At 55.8% G+C, this 14,825-nt stretch carries 14 protein-coding genes; 9 read left to right on the top strand and 5 right to left on the bottom strand.

Features of this window, described 5'->3' with window-relative positions; genetic code table 11:
* Position 1: 1 nt before the first annotated feature.
* Both folK and folB read right to left on the bottom strand, forming a co-directional pair.
* On the bottom strand, positions 2 to 550 hold the full coding sequence (gene folK, locus K7H09_RS03745) for a 2-amino-4-hydroxy-6-hydroxymethyldihydropteridine diphosphokinase (protein ID WP_041158828.1): 549 nt from the start codon (positions 548 to 550) through the stop codon (positions 2 to 4).
* Positions 547 to 927: a dihydroneopterin aldolase gene (folB, locus tag K7H09_RS03740; protein ID WP_041158827.1), complete on the bottom strand. Its 381-nt coding sequence runs from the start codon at positions 925 to 927 to the stop codon at positions 547 to 549. Before folB ends, folK begins: the two co-directional genes overlap by 4 nt.
* Before the next feature lie 90 nt (positions 928 to 1,017).
* On the opposite strand from folB, the gene plsY reads away from it, so the two are divergent.
* Positions 1,018 to 1,590, top strand: coding sequence for a glycerol-3-phosphate 1-O-acyltransferase PlsY (gene plsY, locus K7H09_RS03735; protein WP_230803663.1), 573 nt, complete (start codon positions 1,018 to 1,020; stop codon positions 1,588 to 1,590).
* Here plsY and tsaD read toward each other — a convergent pair.
* Complete coding sequence (gene tsaD / locus K7H09_RS03730; RefSeq protein ID WP_230803652.1) at positions 1,587 to 2,636, bottom strand: tRNA (adenosine(37)-N6)-threonylcarbamoyltransferase complex transferase subunit TsaD; 1,050 nt, start codon at positions 2,634 to 2,636, stop codon at positions 1,587 to 1,589. The genes plsY and tsaD overlap by 4 nt on opposite strands.
* A 223-nt stretch (positions 2,637 to 2,859) precedes the next feature.
* Between tsaD and rpsU the strand changes: the two genes are divergently transcribed.
* From rpsU to rpoD, 3 genes are all read left to right on the top strand, one after another.
* The gene (gene rpsU / locus K7H09_RS03725; RefSeq protein WP_008956349.1) at positions 2,860 to 3,075 is read left to right on the top strand and encodes a 30S ribosomal protein S21; all 216 of its coding nucleotides are present in this window, start codon (positions 2,860 to 2,862) and stop codon (positions 3,073 to 3,075) included.
* Between the two features lie 242 nt (positions 3,076 to 3,317).
* Positions 3,318 to 5,186: a DNA primase gene (dnaG, locus tag K7H09_RS03720; protein WP_141440749.1), complete on the top strand. Its 1,869-nt coding sequence runs from the start codon at positions 3,318 to 3,320 to the stop codon at positions 5,184 to 5,186.
* A 226-nt stretch (positions 5,187 to 5,412) separates the two neighbouring features.
* Complete coding sequence (gene rpoD, locus K7H09_RS03715; RefSeq protein WP_027958016.1) at positions 5,413 to 7,263, top strand: RNA polymerase sigma factor RpoD; 1,851 nt, start codon at positions 5,413 to 5,415, stop codon at positions 7,261 to 7,263.
* A 140-nt stretch (positions 7,264 to 7,403) separates the two neighbouring features.
* Here the strand turns inward: rpoD and K7H09_RS03710 are convergent, their stop codons facing one another.
* Positions 7,404 to 8,051 (bottom strand): hypothetical protein, encoded by a 648-nt coding sequence (locus K7H09_RS03710; RefSeq protein ID WP_230803650.1) that lies wholly within the window; start codon positions 8,049 to 8,051, stop codon positions 7,404 to 7,406.
* Positions 8,052 to 8,260: 209 nt separating this feature from the next.
* On the opposite strand from K7H09_RS03710, the gene K7H09_RS03705 reads away from it, so the two are divergent.
* Complete coding sequence (locus tag K7H09_RS03705; protein WP_009288689.1) at positions 8,261 to 9,628, top strand: L-serine ammonia-lyase; 1,368 nt, start codon at positions 8,261 to 8,263, stop codon at positions 9,626 to 9,628.
* Here the strand turns inward: K7H09_RS03705 and K7H09_RS03700 are convergent.
* Positions 9,625 to 10,521 carry a LysR family transcriptional regulator gene (locus K7H09_RS03700; RefSeq protein WP_009288688.1) on the bottom strand — a complete coding sequence of 299 codons (897 nt, stop codon included), beginning with the start codon at positions 10,519 to 10,521 and terminating at the stop codon, positions 9,625 to 9,627. The genes K7H09_RS03705 and K7H09_RS03700 overlap by 4 nt on opposite strands.
* Before the next feature lie 130 nt (positions 10,522 to 10,651).
* Here K7H09_RS03700 and K7H09_RS03695 point away from each other — a divergent pair, with 130 nt between their 5' ends.
* The 4 genes from K7H09_RS03695 to mtgA all read left to right on the top strand — a co-directional run bounded on the left by K7H09_RS03695 (position 10,652) and on the right by mtgA (position 14,468).
* Positions 10,652 to 11,635: an MBL fold metallo-hydrolase gene (locus tag K7H09_RS03695; protein WP_039860931.1), complete on the top strand. Its 984-nt coding sequence runs from the start codon at positions 10,652 to 10,654 to the stop codon at positions 11,633 to 11,635.
* 45 nt (positions 11,636 to 11,680) lie between these two features.
* Positions 11,681 to 12,790: an S-(hydroxymethyl)glutathione dehydrogenase/class III alcohol dehydrogenase gene (locus K7H09_RS03690; RefSeq protein WP_027958011.1), complete on the top strand. Its 1,110-nt coding sequence runs from the start codon at positions 11,681 to 11,683 to the stop codon at positions 12,788 to 12,790.
* 96 nt (positions 12,791 to 12,886) lie between these two features.
* Complete coding sequence (fghA, locus tag K7H09_RS03685) at positions 12,887 to 13,741, top strand: S-formylglutathione hydrolase (RefSeq protein ID WP_009288687.1); 855 nt, start codon at positions 12,887 to 12,889, stop codon at positions 13,739 to 13,741.
* Positions 13,742 to 13,751: 10 nt separating this feature from the next.
* On the top strand, positions 13,752 to 14,468 hold the full coding sequence (mtgA, locus tag K7H09_RS03680; protein ID WP_009288686.1) for a monofunctional biosynthetic peptidoglycan transglycosylase: 717 nt from the start codon (positions 13,752 to 13,754) through the stop codon (positions 14,466 to 14,468).
* The last annotated feature ends 357 nt before the right edge of the window (positions 14,469 to 14,825 follow it).

Here is a 14,825-nt window from a genome sequence, read left to right as displayed (position 1 = left end):
TTTACCGGCGTGCCGCCGCCAGCAGGGGCTGTTCATCCGCTTGGGAGATCCAGCGGCCGCGCCAGCTGAAATCCACCGCCCAAAGGCGCTGGCTGCCTAGCTCGAAGGCGCTCCATAGCGCGGCATAGGACGTGCCGCAGCGGGGGTGGCGCTGCTCGGGCAGCAACTCGGCGAGCGGCTGCAAAACAAACGCATTATGGGTAATTTCGCTACGCGGTAAGGCGATTTCGTCAACCGTGCCGCAAAGGCTGCCCACCGTGAGCAAGTCGATATCCAGCGCGCGGGGACTAAATTTGGCAAGACCAGGCAGGCGGCCATGCTCTATTTCCAGTTGCTTCCCCCATGCCTGAAGTTCGCCGGGTGTCCAAGCACTGTGAAACGCCACCACCAGGTTGTAGAAATTGCGGCTGTCGGCGAAACCGACCGGCTCGCTTTCAAACACACGGGAGATCTGCAGGGGGCCGAAGGTATCAGCAAGCGCATCCAGGCAGCAGCGAATATGCCGAGTAGGGTGAATATTGCTGCCTAAGCTGACGGTCACCAGGTTCATGCGCTGATCTCCTGGGTTGCCTCCGGCAGGTTGCCGCGGGTGATTTCCAGGCCGACGCTAACGGCGTTGGCAACCGCGCCCGGTTTACGTACCGTCAAGCGCAGCCAAGTGATAGGGAATTCCGTACGCAGGCACTCAGCGAGGCGTTCGGCAAAAGTCTCTACCAGGGCGAACTGATGGGCATCGGCAAACTGCTGAATGCGCTGGCAGATAGCAGCGTAATCCAGGGTGAGGCGCAGATCGTCGGTGGCTGCCGCCGAGCGAATATCGGTCGCCAACACCAAGTCTAAGCTTAGCGACTGTTGAATCGAGCGCTCCCAGTCGTAGACACCAATCACGGTATCGACGCTTAACGCTTCAATCAAAATGCGATCCATCCAGCTTCCCCCTACGGTAACAAGCGGGCGATTGTACGTTAGGATGGGGCTAAACGACAGTATATCGGGCCACAAAGCGAGCATGGCGCCATGGTATGGATAGTGGTGGGTTATTTAAGTGGCAGTTGGCTGGCAGCGCTGAGCGTTTGCCGCCTGGCGGGTGTGGGCGACCCCCGTCAACACGGTTCATTTAATCCCGGCTTTTCCAACGTACTGCGCCTATATGGCCCCCGCTTAGCGGCAGCCACCCTGCTGTTAGACGCCTTAAAAGCCATGCCTGCTGTTTTGGGTGCCAAGCTGATGGGCTATCCGGTCTGGCTGCAGGGGCTTGTGGGATTGGCAGTATTGCTAGGCCACAGCTTTCCACTGTGGCATGGCTTTCGTGGCGGTAAAGCGGTCGCCAGTGCCTTCGGTGTGTTGTTGGTATTGGTGCCTCAGGTGGCGTTACTGAGTGCATCGATATGGGCGCTGCTAGCGTGGCGATTAAAAACAGCTGCGCTGGCGTCGCTAGTGAGTGCTCTCGTGGCGCCGCTGGCCTGCGGCTGGCTGGCGCCGGAGTACGTCATGGTGGTGGGTGGATTCAGCCTGCTGGTGCTGGCACGTCACGGGCTTAATATTCGCCGACTGCGACGCGGTGAGGAGCCACCGTTTCGTGGTTTTTAGGGTGAGACAGGCGGTATCAACTGATCGAGAGGCCAGCGGGGCGTCGCCTGCATCATGCCAGAAGTGTCGCACTCTCCCGCTGCCAGGCGTTGAGCACCCACATAGGCAATCATGGCGCCATTGTCGGTACAGAATCGCCCGCGCGGGTAGTAGGCGCGGGCTTGGCGTTTTTCGCACTCAGTCTGCAGTCGTTCGCGCAGGCGATGGTTGGCGCTGACTCCGCCCGCCACCACTAAGCGCTTCAAGCCGGTTTGATCCAGCGCTCGACGGCACTTAATCACCAGCGTATCGACAACGGCCTCTTCAAAGGCGCGGGCAACGTCGGCGCGGGCCTGGGCGTCGAGTTCGTCGGCTGTTTCCAGCTGGCGAATGGCCGTCATGGTGTGGGTTTTAAGGCCCGAAAAACTAAAGTCTAGCCCTGGCCGGTCGGTCATGGGGCGCGGAAAACGAAAACGCTTGGGGTCACCCTGTTCCGCTAACTTGGCGACCTGAGGGCCGCCTGGATAGGCCAGTCCGAGCATCTTGGCGGCTTTATCAAACGCTTCACCAGCCGCGTCATCCACCGATTCGCCGAGCAGTCGATAGCGACCCAGCCCCTGAACTTCGACGAGCTGGGTATGGCCGCCGGATACCAGCAGCGCCACGAAAGGGAACTCGGGTGGCTCGTCTTCCAGCATCGGTGCCAGTAAATGGCCTTCCATATGGTGTACGCCGAGCACGGGGATGTTCAAGGCCCGAGCCATGCCATGGGCGGTACTGGCACCCACCATTAATGCGCCGACCAAGCCGGGGCCAGCGGTGTAAGTGATGCCATCCAGGTCGCGGCGCGTTAGCTTGGCGTCACCGAGCACTTGCTCGATCAGCGGCAGCAGTTTGCGGGTGTGATCGCGAGAGGCGAGTTCGGGCACTACGCCGCCAAATTCTGCATGCATGGCGATTTGGCTATACAGCGCATCGGCAAGTAGCCCCTTGCCGCCGGTTGACGAGGTGTCGTAAAGCGCGACACCCGTTTCGTCGCAGGATGTTTCAATGCCCAGAACTCGCATAAAAAGGGCCTCTCAAAGGCTATTCAAAAGATGTAAAGGTGAAAAACACAAGAGCACTAGTCTAGCATTGTCGTCCTGGGTCAGCGTAAGCATTTGCAAAGATGGCCAACGGCGACTAAACTACTGTGCGCTGTAAAACTGGGTCGTACACCGCGTTCTAAATGTAATATCGCAGTGTACGTACTATCCGAACTCAAGACTCCTTAAGGTAGGTGAGTGCTTAATGCCTTCTGTAAAAGTACGTGATAACGAGCCGTTTGACGTCGCCCTGCGTCGCTTCAAGCGTTCTTGCGAAAAAGCCGGTGTTCTTTCTGAAGTACGCCGCCGCGAGCACTATGAGAAGCCGACTGCTGAGCGTAAACGCAAAGCGGCAGCTGCCGTAAAACGCCACGCTAAGAAAGTTCAGCGTGAGCAAAAGCGTTTCGAACGGCTCTATTGATCCGTACCCGAGGGGGCCGGAGCAGTTAGCTGGTCGTCTCAAGAGGGATGCCAAGCGGCCGCCACTAGGTGGCCGTTTGTTTTTGACTGTTGTTCTTCAAAGCTGTCGTTGCTAAAGGCCGTCGCTGTTTATGATGATCTGATCTGGCAATGGGTCTGATGACCTTAGGCAGTGTTTTAAAAAACAGGGCTTTTAAAAACAGTCTCGAAAGTTAGCGCTTTGCGCGAGGATGCCCGTAGTTCATGGCAGGCCAAATTCCACAGCGTTTCATTGATGATCTGTTAGGCCGCGTTGACGTGGTCGAGGTGGTTGGTGAGCGCGTGCAGCTTAAAAAGGCTGGTCGTAACTACTCTGGGCTGTGTCCCTTCCATCAAGAGAAAACCCCGTCGTTTACCGTCAGTGCTGATAAGCAGTTTTATCACTGCTTTGGCTGCGGAGCTAATGGTAATGCACTACGCTTCTTGATGGAGTACGACAAACTACCGTTTCCTGAGGCGGTAGAGCAGTTGGCCGGTCGCCTGGGTATTGAAGTGCCGCGTGAAGGCGCTGATGACCCGCGTGCCCAGCAGCGTGAAAAGAAGCGCAAAGAGGGTGTTAACCTGCTCGAACTCGCCGCCAGTTTTTATCGCGAGCGATTAAAGATGCAGGAGGGCCAGCCGGCCCAACGCTATTTGTCGGGTCGTGGGCTCTCGGACGAGGTGATCAAGACCTACGGCATTGGCTATGCCCCGGCGGGTTGGGAGGCGCTAAAACAGCACCTCAGCGAGCGCGGTATTGGTGAGCCAGTGCAGGTGGAGTACGGCCTGCTGATTCACCGTGAGGATACCGGGCGTACCTACGACCGTTTTCGTGATCGGGTAATGTTCCCCATTCGCGATTTGCGCGGTCGTACGATTGCCTTTGGTGGTCGAGTGATGGGCGATGACCAGCCCAAATATCTCAACTCTCCGGAAACACCCGTATTCCATAAAGGTCGTGAGCTTTACGGCTTGTATGAGGCGCGCCAAGCCTCGAACAAGCTTGAGCAACTGGTCATGGTCGAAGGCTATATGGATGTGGTGGCACTGGCGCAATACGGTATTCATAATGCTGTGGCGACGCTGGGTACCGCCACCACAGAAGACCATTTGACCCGCCTGTTTCGACTGGTGAGTCGCGTAGTGTTCTGTTTCGACGGTGATCGTGCCGGGAGGCAGGCGGCTAGCCGGGCATTGGAAACCGCACTGCCGCAAATGATTGATGGCCGTGAAGCGCGCTTTCTGTTTCTGCCCGAAGGTGATGACCCGGACACCCTGGTGCGCCGTGAAGGCACCCAGGCATTTCAGGATCGCGTGACCTGCGCCATGCCGCTGTCGGAGTTTCTATTCGAACAGGCAGCCCAAGGGCGCGACTTGAATACCGTGGAAGGGTGCGAGCGGTTTGCCAGTCAGGTGCTCGAAGCATTGAACAAAGTGCCTGAAGGCATGCTCAAATCGCTACTGCTGGAGTCATTGGCAAAGCGTAGTGGGCTGGCGCAAGAGCAGTTGAAAGTGCTGCTCGAAAAGCGTTCCCAGGCGTCGCAGCGATCCGTCACCCAAGGTGATGTTTCGCAGGAGCCGGCAGAGCAGTTGGAGTCCGAATCGGCCTCATCCGCCATGAACGGCGCTGTTTTGGCAGCGCCAGCCCGCTCATCGCGCTCACGTTCTCAGGCGCTCTCCCCGGTTGGGCGTATCGTGCAGCTGTTATTGCATGAGCCCAATCTGGTGGTCACGCTCCCTGATCATTTGGAGTGGTTGCCGGAAGATGGCGATGCGCCGCTATGCCGCGAGCTGATTGAACTGCTCAAGGCAGGGCGCTACCGCAGCCCACAAGTGGTGTTGGCGCATTTTCAAGGCAGCCAGCAGGGGCAGGCTTTGGCGGCTTTCGCCAAGCGCGAGCTGTTGATTCCCAAGGCAGATCGGGAAGCAGAGCTGAAGGGATTGGTGGAACACTTGCAGTACGTTCAGCGCCAGCGTTCTCCTCAAGAGGAGTACACGGCGTTGCTGGCGCAGGAGCGCGCCGGGCAAAAGTTGGATAAGGAGCAGCGCCAGCGTTTGGCAAGCTTGGTAATGGAGCTTGCTCAGCGCCAATGAGGCGGTGTCTTGGGCGATGGGGGTTGAATTCCTAGCGTTTCAGCACCAGATATAGGGTCAGCCACCGAGCGTTGGCCTAACCGAACAAACTAACACACCTGAATTACCGCGCAAATACGTCGAGCTGGAAAATTTCTTGCTTTTTACGCTATACTGTACGGCTTGTTGAGTTTAATCGATTCAGCGCTCCAGGTGTTTCATTCTTCTTCGTCGAGATAGGGTTTCTATGGCTGGAAATGCGCAGCAGCAGTCGCGTCTGAAGGAGTTGATCGCTCGAGGCAAGGAACAGGGTTACCTGACCTATGCCGAGGTCAACGACCATCTACCTGAGGATATCGCCGACCCGGATCAAGTGGAAGACATCATTGGCATGATCAACGACATGGGTATAAGTGTCGCTGAAGAAGCGCCAGATGAAGACACTTTGATGATGTCGGATCAATCCACGGACGAGTCCGCTGCGGAAGAGGCCGTAGCGGCCCTTGCCGCCGTGGAAAGCGATGTAGGCCGCACCACTGACCCCGTACGCATGTATATGCGTGAAATGGGCACGGTTGAGCTTTTGACCCGTGAAGGCGAAATCGAAATCGCCAAACGGATCGAAGAGGGTACCCGTGAAGTGATGTCGTCTCTGGCCTATTTGCCGGGTGCCGTCGCGTCTATTTTGGACGCCTATGACGCTACCCAGGATGAAGAAGCGCCGGGGCGTCTTTCGGATCTGTTTTCTGGTTTCATCGATCCCGATGAGGGTATCCCCGGCGTTGCCGAAGCAGAGGTGCCCGAACCGGAGCCTGAAGCCGAGATTGACGACGACGTTGAGAGCGACGGCGACGATGAGGACGAGGATTCTACGGCCAGCGAGGGCGGCCCAGATCCCGAAGAGGCGCGTGCACGTTTCGAGCAGATTCGCGAGCAGAACGCCTTGGTGGAAGAGGCGTTTGCCAAGCATGGCCGCGGCAGTGCTGAGTTAAAGGCCGAGCAAGCCCGCTTAGCGGTGCTTTTCTCGCCTATCAAGCTGGTGCCTAAGCACTTCGAGCGCTTGGTCGGTCAAGTGCGTATCAGTGTTGAGCAGGTGCGTGCCCAAGAGAAAGCGGTCATGCAGCTGTGCGTGAAAAAAGCCAAGGTGCCGCGTAAGACGTTTATCAAGTCGTTTCCTGGTAATGAGTCGAGCAAAACATGGCTGGATGAATTCCAGGCAGCGCAGAGCAAGTACGCAGACCGCCTTGAGCCGTTGCGCGCCGATATTGCTCGTGCTCAGCGCAAGATCGCCTTCGAAGAGGATATGGTGCAGCTCTCGGTTGCCGACCTTAAAGAGGTGAATCGCAAGCTCTCGATTGGTGAGGCGAAAGCTCGCCGTGCCAAGAAAGAGATGGTTGAGGCTAACCTGCGCTTGGTGATTTCGATCGCCAAGAAGTACACCAACCGTGGTTTGCAGTTCTTGGATCTCATCCAGGAAGGCAACATCGGCTTGATGAAAGCGGTCGATAAGTTCGAATACCGCCGTGGTTATAAGTTCTCGACTTACGCCACCTGGTGGATTCGTCAGGCAATTACCCGCTCGATTGCCGACCAGGCGCGCACCATCCGTATTCCGGTGCATATGATTGAGACGATCAACAAGCTCAATCGCGTCTCGCGCCAGATGTTGCAGGAAATGGGCCGTGAGCCAACGCCGGAAGAACTCGGCGAGCGTTTGGAAATGCCGGAAGATAAAGTACGCAAAGTGCTCAAAATCGCCAAAGAGCCGATCTCCATGGAGACGCCGATTGGTGACGATGATGATTCACACCTGGGTGACTTTATCGAAGACGGTACCATGCTGCTGCCCATTGATATGGCTACCGGTGAAGGTCTTATCGAAGCAACGCGCAACGTGTTAGGTGGCTTGACCGCCCGCGAAGCGAAGGTACTACGCATGCGTTTCGGTATCGATATGAACACCGACCATACGCTGGAAGAGGTGGGCAAACAGTTTGACGTAACCCGTGAGCGAATTCGTCAGATTGAAGCCAAAGCGCTGCGTAAGCTGCGTCACCCCAGCCGCTCTGAGCCGCTGCGTTCGTTCCTCGACGAGTGAATGTCGTAAGTTGTGAGTGGTAAATAGAAAGTAGTAAGTGGTGAATAGAAAGTAGTCGCCGCTAAGACCAAAAAGCCCGCCGTTCTCTGAACGGCGGGCTTTTTTATGGGGACTATTGTTGAAGACGATGTGTGCCGCGCTTAATTGGGTATCTGCCGGGCTTTATAAATGCGGCGAGCCAGTAGTAGCAATTCCAGGGTGGCGATCAGAATTAGGCTATAACCGAGTAGTTCGACGACTTCTTCAGCAACACTCTTAAAGGTTCCTGAATAGCTGTCTTCAAGAACGGCTTGCCAGAACTCTTGTCGCCCATACAGGCGCGAGAATATATAAGTGGTCAGCACGCCTGCCGTAAACAAACCAAAGGCGAAGGTGTTGCTGTAATGAGCGAACTCCGCAAGAAAGCGTTGGCGCTGCTTCACCACCCAAAAAAGCGATGGGAGAATAATCAGTGCAACGAGTACCTTCCAGGTGTTCTCAGCCACATAGTTATCTAAAAAGTGATCCTGTTCGCGTACTAAGGAGGCGGCCACAAATGCCAGCAGCAGCAGTGTAACGGTGGGCCACACTTTAAGTACATGACGAATGTAAATCAGCATTGCACAGCAGGTGGCCAGCACCAGGGTCTGGGTAAACTCGGTAAAGCCCAGCTCAGAAAACCGAACTGAGGGTAAATAGAGCGCTTCTAAATAGGCACCTTGGGTAATCGCGCCGATAAACAGCACGTACAGCACCGCACGTACTAAGATGGTTCGAAATCCGATAGGCCAGGCAGGGGGGGAAGACATACCAACATCCTTTGTGGGTAAGCAGCGTAGCTACTACACAATTTTGCAATGACATGTGCATATAAAAACATGCAGGGTTGAATGTTCATTATATCGTCACAGTTATGTGTTGGCACGTCGATATTGCGGTTAATCACTCGACGTTTGGTCATCGGCGCTGCAAAGTGCCCCATAGGCAGGTAATAACAGTGTTGTGAGGCGTAATAGACATGGCTATTAGTGTGTTTGATCTTTTCCGAATTGGCATCGGGCCATCGAGTTCCCATACTGTGGGCCCGATGCGCGCGTCGCGAGATTTTGCCTTGGCGCTTGGCGATACCCGCGTTACCCGGCTGGTGGTAAGGCTTCATGGGTCACTTGCCGCCACCGGGGTGGGCCACGGTACCGATCAAGCCGTCATCATGGGGCTGATGGGCGAAGCACCAGAAAGTATCGATCCAGACACGATTACGTCGCGGTTAAAACAACTTGCCGAAGGCGAGCCGCTGTTGTTGGCCAATGGCCAACAGATCGCTTTTGACGCTCATAACGATGTCGAATGGGATGAGGCCTGTTTGCCGTTCCATCCCAATGCCATGGTGCTGAGCGCCTATTGTGATGACGCGCTAGTGGCGACCAATACGTTTTACTCCCTCGGCGGCGGTTTTTATGTCGATCAAGCGAAGGCAGATCAAGGCGAGGTCGGTGAAGATGCTACTGAACTGACTTATCCCTTCAATACGGCGGCCGAACTACTCGTACTATGCCGGCAGCATCAACTGCGTATTAGCCAGCTTATGTTAGAAAACGAGAAAGCCTGGCGTAGCGAATCGGCCATTCGTGAAGAGCTGCTGACCATCTGGCACGCCATGAGCGATAGCATTGAGAATGGCCTACGCGCTACAGGCCATTTGCCCGGTGGATTAAATGTGCGCCGCCGTGCGCAACTGCTCCACCAGCAGTTGCTTCATCCACCGGAAAATCAGCGCCTGATCGTGTCGAGTTTTACCGTAATGGATTGGGTTAACGTGTTTGCGTTGGCAGTAAATGAAGAGAACGCCGCCGGGCGGCGGATGGTCACTGCGCCGACCAACGGCGCAGCGGGCATCGTGCCCGCCGTATTAGCGTACTACTTGAAGTTTGAACCCGACGCTAGCGAAGCTGATGTGGTGGATTTTCTGCTTACCGCCGGGGCCGTAGGCATTTTATGCAAAAAGAACGCCTCCATTTCCGGTGCCGAAGTGGGCTGTCAGGGCGAAGTTGGCTCCGCTTGTGCTATGGCGGCCGCAGGGCTTGCCGAAGTGCTAGGCGGCTCACCTGGGCAGGTGGAAAATGCCGCTGAGATCGGCTTGGAACATAACCTTGGTTTGACCTGCGACCCGGTCGGCGGGCTTGTCCAAGTGCCCTGCATCGAGCGCAATGCGATCGCCTCCGTCAAAGCTATAAACGCTGCACGAATGGCGCTGCATGGCGATGGAGAGCACTTTATATCGCTGGATAAAGTGATCCGTACCATGCGCGATACTGGCCGTGACATGCAGGACAAATACAAAGAGACCTCCAAGGGCGGGCTCGCGGTCAATGCTATCGAGTGCTAGGCAAGCGGATTGCTGGGTAGCAGGGTGTCTATATTAGCGACCAGGTAGTCGACCAGTTGGCGGATTTTGGGTGACAGGTGGCGGTGGCGGGGGTAAACCGCCCAAACGGCGGTATCGTGATGCTGAAAGGGCTCAAGCACGGCCACTAGCTCGCCGCTGGCCAAGTAGGGGGCAACGTAGTAGTCCGGTAGTTGCGCAAGCCCCAGCCCCTTGCGCGCCGCGTCTAGCAGCGCTGGCCCGGAATTTCCCGACCAGCACCCCTCGACACGCACTTCACGGCGTTGGCCGTTGACTTCAAACAGCCAGTTGGGCCGTGAGCCAATCAGGCAGCGGTGCTGGCTAAGTTCCGCCAAGGTGTGGGGGCGCGGCGCCTGGCGGAAGTAGCTCTGTGAGCCGACGATATACTCGCGGCGGTCACATAGGCGTCTGGCGATCAGGCTTGAATCCTTTAATACGCCCATCCGAATGGCAATATCGTAGCCCTCTTCAATGAGTTCTACTGGTCGGTTAGTGAAGTGCATATGAACGTCCAACTGCGGATGCAAACACTGAAAGTCATTCACCAGTGGGGCGATAAAGCGCTCGCCAAAGGTCGTGGCCGAGGTCAGTTTAAGTAGCCCGCTAGGCTTGGCCTGGAGTTCGCTAAGCGCCTGCTCGGCATCGCGTAGCCCATCAAATAGATGGCGGCAGTGTTCCACGTAGATAGTGCCCGCATCGGTTAAGCGGATCTGGCGGGTGGTACGATAGAGCAACTGCACGCCCAGCTGGTTTTCGAGCTGGCTGACCAAACGGCTGATATGCGAGGTCGATACCTTCAGGTGGCGGGCCGCAGCAGAGAACGTGCCTAAACGCACCACCTCAACAAAGGCTTCGATACGGCTCCAGTGCTGCATGCTAACTCCCTGGGTTGATAGCGATTGTTGCTGTGTGGCAATAATTTTATGAGTGTATCCCGGTTTATCAAGAGCGCCTAGCTGGCCTACACTGCTAGCATCGCTAGCCTATGACTGGAGTCTTTTGCTTATGTCTATATCTTTATCTCAGTGGTCTCGCGGTGCGCTAGCAGTGGCCGTGAGCGCTGGCTGGGCAGTCAGTGCCCAGGCAGAGCTGCCCGCCCAGCAGCAGGAGCAGGCGCCAGGTTGGTTTCGCATGATGGTTGGGGAGTATGAGGTAACCGCGCTATACGATGGTCATACGGCTATTGATACCTCCTTGCTAAAAGGCATGGAGCAAGAAGAGATTCTCCGCCACTTGGATGCGCTATTTATCGATGCAGAGAGTGGCATGCAAACTGCGGTCAATGCCTTTCTTATTCACACTGGCGAGAACCTTGTGCTGGTCGATGCCGGCTCGGCTGCTTGCTTTGGCCCCTCATTAGGTCAGGTGGAGAGTAACCTACGCGCTTCTGGCTACTCGCCGGAGGATGTCGACACGGTGTTGATGACTCATCTGCATCCTGACCACGTGTGTGGTTTGGCCAATGAGGAGGGCGAAGCGGTTTATCCCAATGCTGAACTGCGTGCCAGCCAAGCGGATGCCGATTTTTGGCTGGATGAGGAGCGTGCGGCTGCGGCGCCTGAAGCCAATCAACCCTTCTTTACCATGGCTCAAGACGCGGCAGCGCCTTATCAGGAAGCTGATCGTTTCAACCCCTTCACGGCTGGTGATGAAGTTCTGATGGGCATTGTTGCCCAAGATACACATGGCCACACCGCCGGACACTCAAGCTTTATGCTCAATAGCGATGATGACGCCATGCTGGTATGGGGGGACGTAGTACACAGCTACGGCGTTCAATTTGCTGACCCTACTGTGGCCATTGAGTTTGATTCTGACCCCGAGCAGGCCATTCGCACCCGGGAAAGCGTGCTCGAAAGCGCGGTTGAAGATAAACACTGGATAGCTGGTGCCCATATGCCTTTCCCTGGCATTGGTCATATCGTAGAAGATGAAGAGGGCTATCGCTGGCTGCCGATTGAGTTTGGCCCAGTGGCAGTTGACGAGTAACGGCTTAGTGTCTGTTGTTGAAGTAATGAACATTTAGGAGTCAATATGAAATCACGCGCAGCTGTTGCACTGGAAGCGGGTAAGCCGCTTGAACTGGTCGAGATTGATGTCGAAGGCCCGAAGGCGGGGGAAGTGCTGGTTAAAATGGCCGCGACAAGCGTTTGCCATACCGATGCTTACACGCTCTCCGGTGCTGATCCCGAAGGTAACTTCCCTGCGGTGCTGGGCCATGAAGGTGCCGGCGTTGTGCAGGAAGTCGGCGAGGGCGTTACCAGCCTTAAGCCAGGCGACCATGTTATTCCGCTTTACACCGCTGAGTGTGGAAAGTGTAAATTCTGTTTGTCGGGCAAAACCAACCTGTGTGGCAGCGTGCGTGCTACCCAAGGTAAAGGGGTCATGCCTGACGGTACCTCGCGTTTTTCACTCGAGGGCAAAATGCTTCATCACTATATGGGCACCTCCACGTTCAGCGAGTACACCGTGTTGCCTGAAGTCTCCCTGGCGGTGGTTTCTAAAGAAGCACCCATGGATAAAATCTGCCTACTGGGCTGCGGCGTGACCACCGGCATCGGTGCAGTGCTGAATACCGCAAAAGTAGAGCCGGGCGCCACTGTGGCGGTGTTTGGTCTCGGAGCTATCGGTTTGGCCGTCATTCAAGGCGCGGTAATGGCTAAGGCAGGGCGTATTATTGCTATCGACGTCAACGCTGATAAATTTGAGCTGGCCAAGCAGTTTGGCGCCACTGATTTTGTGAACCCCAAAGAGTATTCAGATCCAATCCAGCAGGTCATTGTCGATTTGACCGATGGCGGCGTTGACTACTCCTTTGAGTGTATCGGCAACGTCAATGTGATGCGCTCAGCGCTGGAGTGCTGCCACAAAGGCTGGGGTGAATCGATCATCATTGGTGTCGCTGGAGCCGGTGAAGAGATCTCCACACGGCCATTCCAGTTGGTCACCGGGCGGGTCTGGAAAGGCTCCGCCTTTGGTGGCGTAAAAGGACGCAGCGAGCTGCCGGGCTACGTTGATCGTTATATGAACGGCGAAATCAATATCGACGATTTCATTACCCACGATATGCCATTCGAAAAGATCAACGAAGCGTTTGAATTACTGCATGCGGGTAAGAGCATTCGTACCGTGCTGCATTACTAGGCCTAGCATTATTAAGTAGTATAGAAAGCACGTTTGAAACGCTAAAACGCGGTAGGGTAGACCTGCCGCGTTTGCTGTATTTAAAGGAACCTGCCCATGAGCATGAGTGAAACTCTAGAACTGGTGTCTGCCAACCGTAGTTTCGGGGGCTGGCATAAGCGCTACCGCCACTATTCCCGTGCGCTGGACTGCGACATGATCTTCGCCGTTTACTTGCCACCCCAGGCGGAAAACGAGCGCGTACCGCTGCTGTGGTGGCTCTCGGGGCTGACCTGTAATGACGAAAATTTCATGCAGAAAGCGGGCGCTCACCGTATTGCCGCTGAGCTGGGCGTGGCGATTGTTTGCCCTGATACCAGCCCACGGGGCACCGACTTGCCCGGCGAGCATGAAAGCTATGATTTAGGCTCTGGGGCTGGGTTTTACGTCAATGCCACCGAGTCACCCTGGAAGCCCCACTATCGCATGTACGACTATGTGATTGAGGAGTTGCCTTCTGTAGTGCGTCAGCACTTCCCGGTCAATGGGCGCGAATCGATTAGCGGACACTCGATGGGTGGGCACGGAGCATTGATCCTGGCGCTGCGTCATCCAGGTCGTTTCCGCTCTGTGTCGGCCTTCTCACCGGTGGTGAACCCGATGAACTGCCCTTGGGGGCAGCAGGCGTTTAACGCCTACTTGGGGGACGATCAGTCCCGCTGGCGTCAGTACGATGCCTGTGAGCTGGTGGCCAACGGCGCATCACGCCAGCGGCTGTTTATCGACCAGGGCGAAGCGGATCAATTCCTGGAAGAGCAGCTTCAGCCAGAGCGTTTAGAAGCCGTTTGCGAAGAGCATGATCATCCGTTAACGCTGCGCCGCCAGCCGGGCTACGATCACAGTTACTTCTTCATTGCCTCGTTCATTGAGGATCATCTGCGCTATCATGCAGATCACCTCATGAAGCGTTAAGGATAACGGGATGCTCAATCGCTTGCTGCGCCGTTTTATGCGTCTGCTATGGCGGATTGTATGGCGCGGCGTTTTAGCGTTTGTACTGTTGTCGGTCGCGCTGGTCTTGTTGTTTCGGGTCGTTCCACCACCGGGATCGATGGTGATGGTCGAGCGCAAAATTCAGAGCTGGATCCACAGCGATCCGATTCGTATACAGCGCGAGTGGCGAGGTTGGGACTCGCTCTCGGTGAACGCTAAGCTGGCAGTGATTGCCGCGGAGGATCAGCGCTTTCCACACCACGGCGGGTTTGATCTGGTCGAACTGCGCCGCGCATTGCAGGCTAGCCGGGACGGCGGACGACTGCGCGGTGCCAGTACCTTGAGCCAACAAACGGCTAAAAACGTTTTTCTGTGGACAGGTCGCAGCTGGACGCGGAAGGGGCTAGAAGCGTGGTTTACGCTACTGATCGAGATACTCTGGAGCAAGCAGCGTATTTTAGAGGTCTATCTCAATGTCGCCGAGTGGGATCGCGGTGTGTTTGGCCTAGAAGCCGCTGCTCAGCACTATTTTGGCGTCTCTTCAGCTTCGTTAACTGAGCGCCAGGCAAGTCTTCTCGCGGCTATCTTACCCAGCCCCCTGACGCGCAGCGCCGCACGCCCCGATGCCCAGGTTGAGCGGCGAAGTCAGTGGATTCGCCAGCAGATGCGTAACTTAGGTGGGGCTGATTATTTGCAACATCTATAGCTATTTTCATATAGCTATTTTTAGCCACGCTATTCGTATTTAGCGTCGTCAATTTCCGCGAGTGCTTCCAGATTGGGATAGGAGAAGTAATAGCCCTGCTACATGGGAAGACCCAAGGGCAGCAGGCCGCGTGATTCCTCACGGGTTTCAACACCTTCAGCAATTAGCTGAGTTCCCAAGGTTTTTGCTAGTGCCACCAGGCTATGCAGTATGGCTTGGTAGCACTTGTCGTTATCGCCCCCAATTGATGATCGGTTGAAACACCATCGTGAATGCAAAAGGTACCGGAGAATTGCAACGGTTACAGTGTCCGTTCACCCTGGCACAGTGGTGTTGTGCTGACATGTTTAGCCAAGC

The sequence above is a fragment of the Halomonas sp. IOP_14 genome (assembly GCF_021021315.1).
GTDB classification, from domain to species: domain Bacteria; phylum Pseudomonadota; class Gammaproteobacteria; order Pseudomonadales; family Halomonadaceae; genus Vreelandella; species Vreelandella titanicae.
This window is presented reverse-complemented; position numbering and strand designations above follow the sequence as displayed.

Bases quoted from the DNA above. Each gene is read 5' to 3' on its own strand.
- K7H09_RS03700 (WP_009288688.1), bottom strand. From the start codon at position 10,521: ATGCAGCACTGGAGCCGTATCGAAGCCTTTGTTGAGGTGGTGCGTTTA.
- rpsU (WP_008956349.1), top strand. From the start codon at position 2,860: ATGCCTTCTGTAAAAGTACGTGATAACGAGCCGTTTGACGTCGCCCTG.
- rpoD (WP_027958016.1), top strand. From the start codon at position 5,413: ATGGCTGGAAATGCGCAGCAGCAGTCGCGTCTGAAGGAGTTGATCGCT.
- mtgA (WP_009288686.1), top strand. From the start codon at position 13,752: ATGCTCAATCGCTTGCTGCGCCGTTTTATGCGTCTGCTATGGCGGATT.
- K7H09_RS03710 (WP_230803650.1), bottom strand. From the start codon at position 8,051: ATGTCTTCCCCCCCTGCCTGGCCTATCGGATTTCGAACCATCTTAGTA.
- folB (WP_041158827.1), bottom strand. From the start codon at position 927: ATGGATCGCATTTTGATTGAAGCGTTAAGCGTCGATACCGTGATTGGT.
- K7H09_RS03690 (WP_027958011.1), top strand. From the start codon at position 11,681: ATGAAATCACGCGCAGCTGTTGCACTGGAAGCGGGTAAGCCGCTTGAA.
- plsY (WP_230803663.1), top strand. From the start codon at position 1,018: ATGGTATGGATAGTGGTGGGTTATTTAAGTGGCAGTTGGCTGGCAGCG.
- fghA (WP_009288687.1), top strand. From the start codon at position 12,887: ATGAGCATGAGTGAAACTCTAGAACTGGTGTCTGCCAACCGTAGTTTC.
- dnaG (WP_141440749.1), top strand. From the start codon at position 3,318: ATGGCAGGCCAAATTCCACAGCGTTTCATTGATGATCTGTTAGGCCGC.
- K7H09_RS03705 (WP_009288689.1), top strand. From the start codon at position 8,261: ATGGCTATTAGTGTGTTTGATCTTTTCCGAATTGGCATCGGGCCATCG.
- K7H09_RS03695 (WP_039860931.1), top strand. From the start codon at position 10,652: ATGTCTATATCTTTATCTCAGTGGTCTCGCGGTGCGCTAGCAGTGGCC.
- folK (WP_041158828.1), bottom strand. From the start codon at position 550: ATGAACCTGGTGACCGTCAGCTTAGGCAGCAATATTCACCCTACTCGG.
- tsaD (WP_230803652.1), bottom strand. From the start codon at position 2,636: ATGCGAGTTCTGGGCATTGAAACATCCTGCGACGAAACGGGTGTCGCG.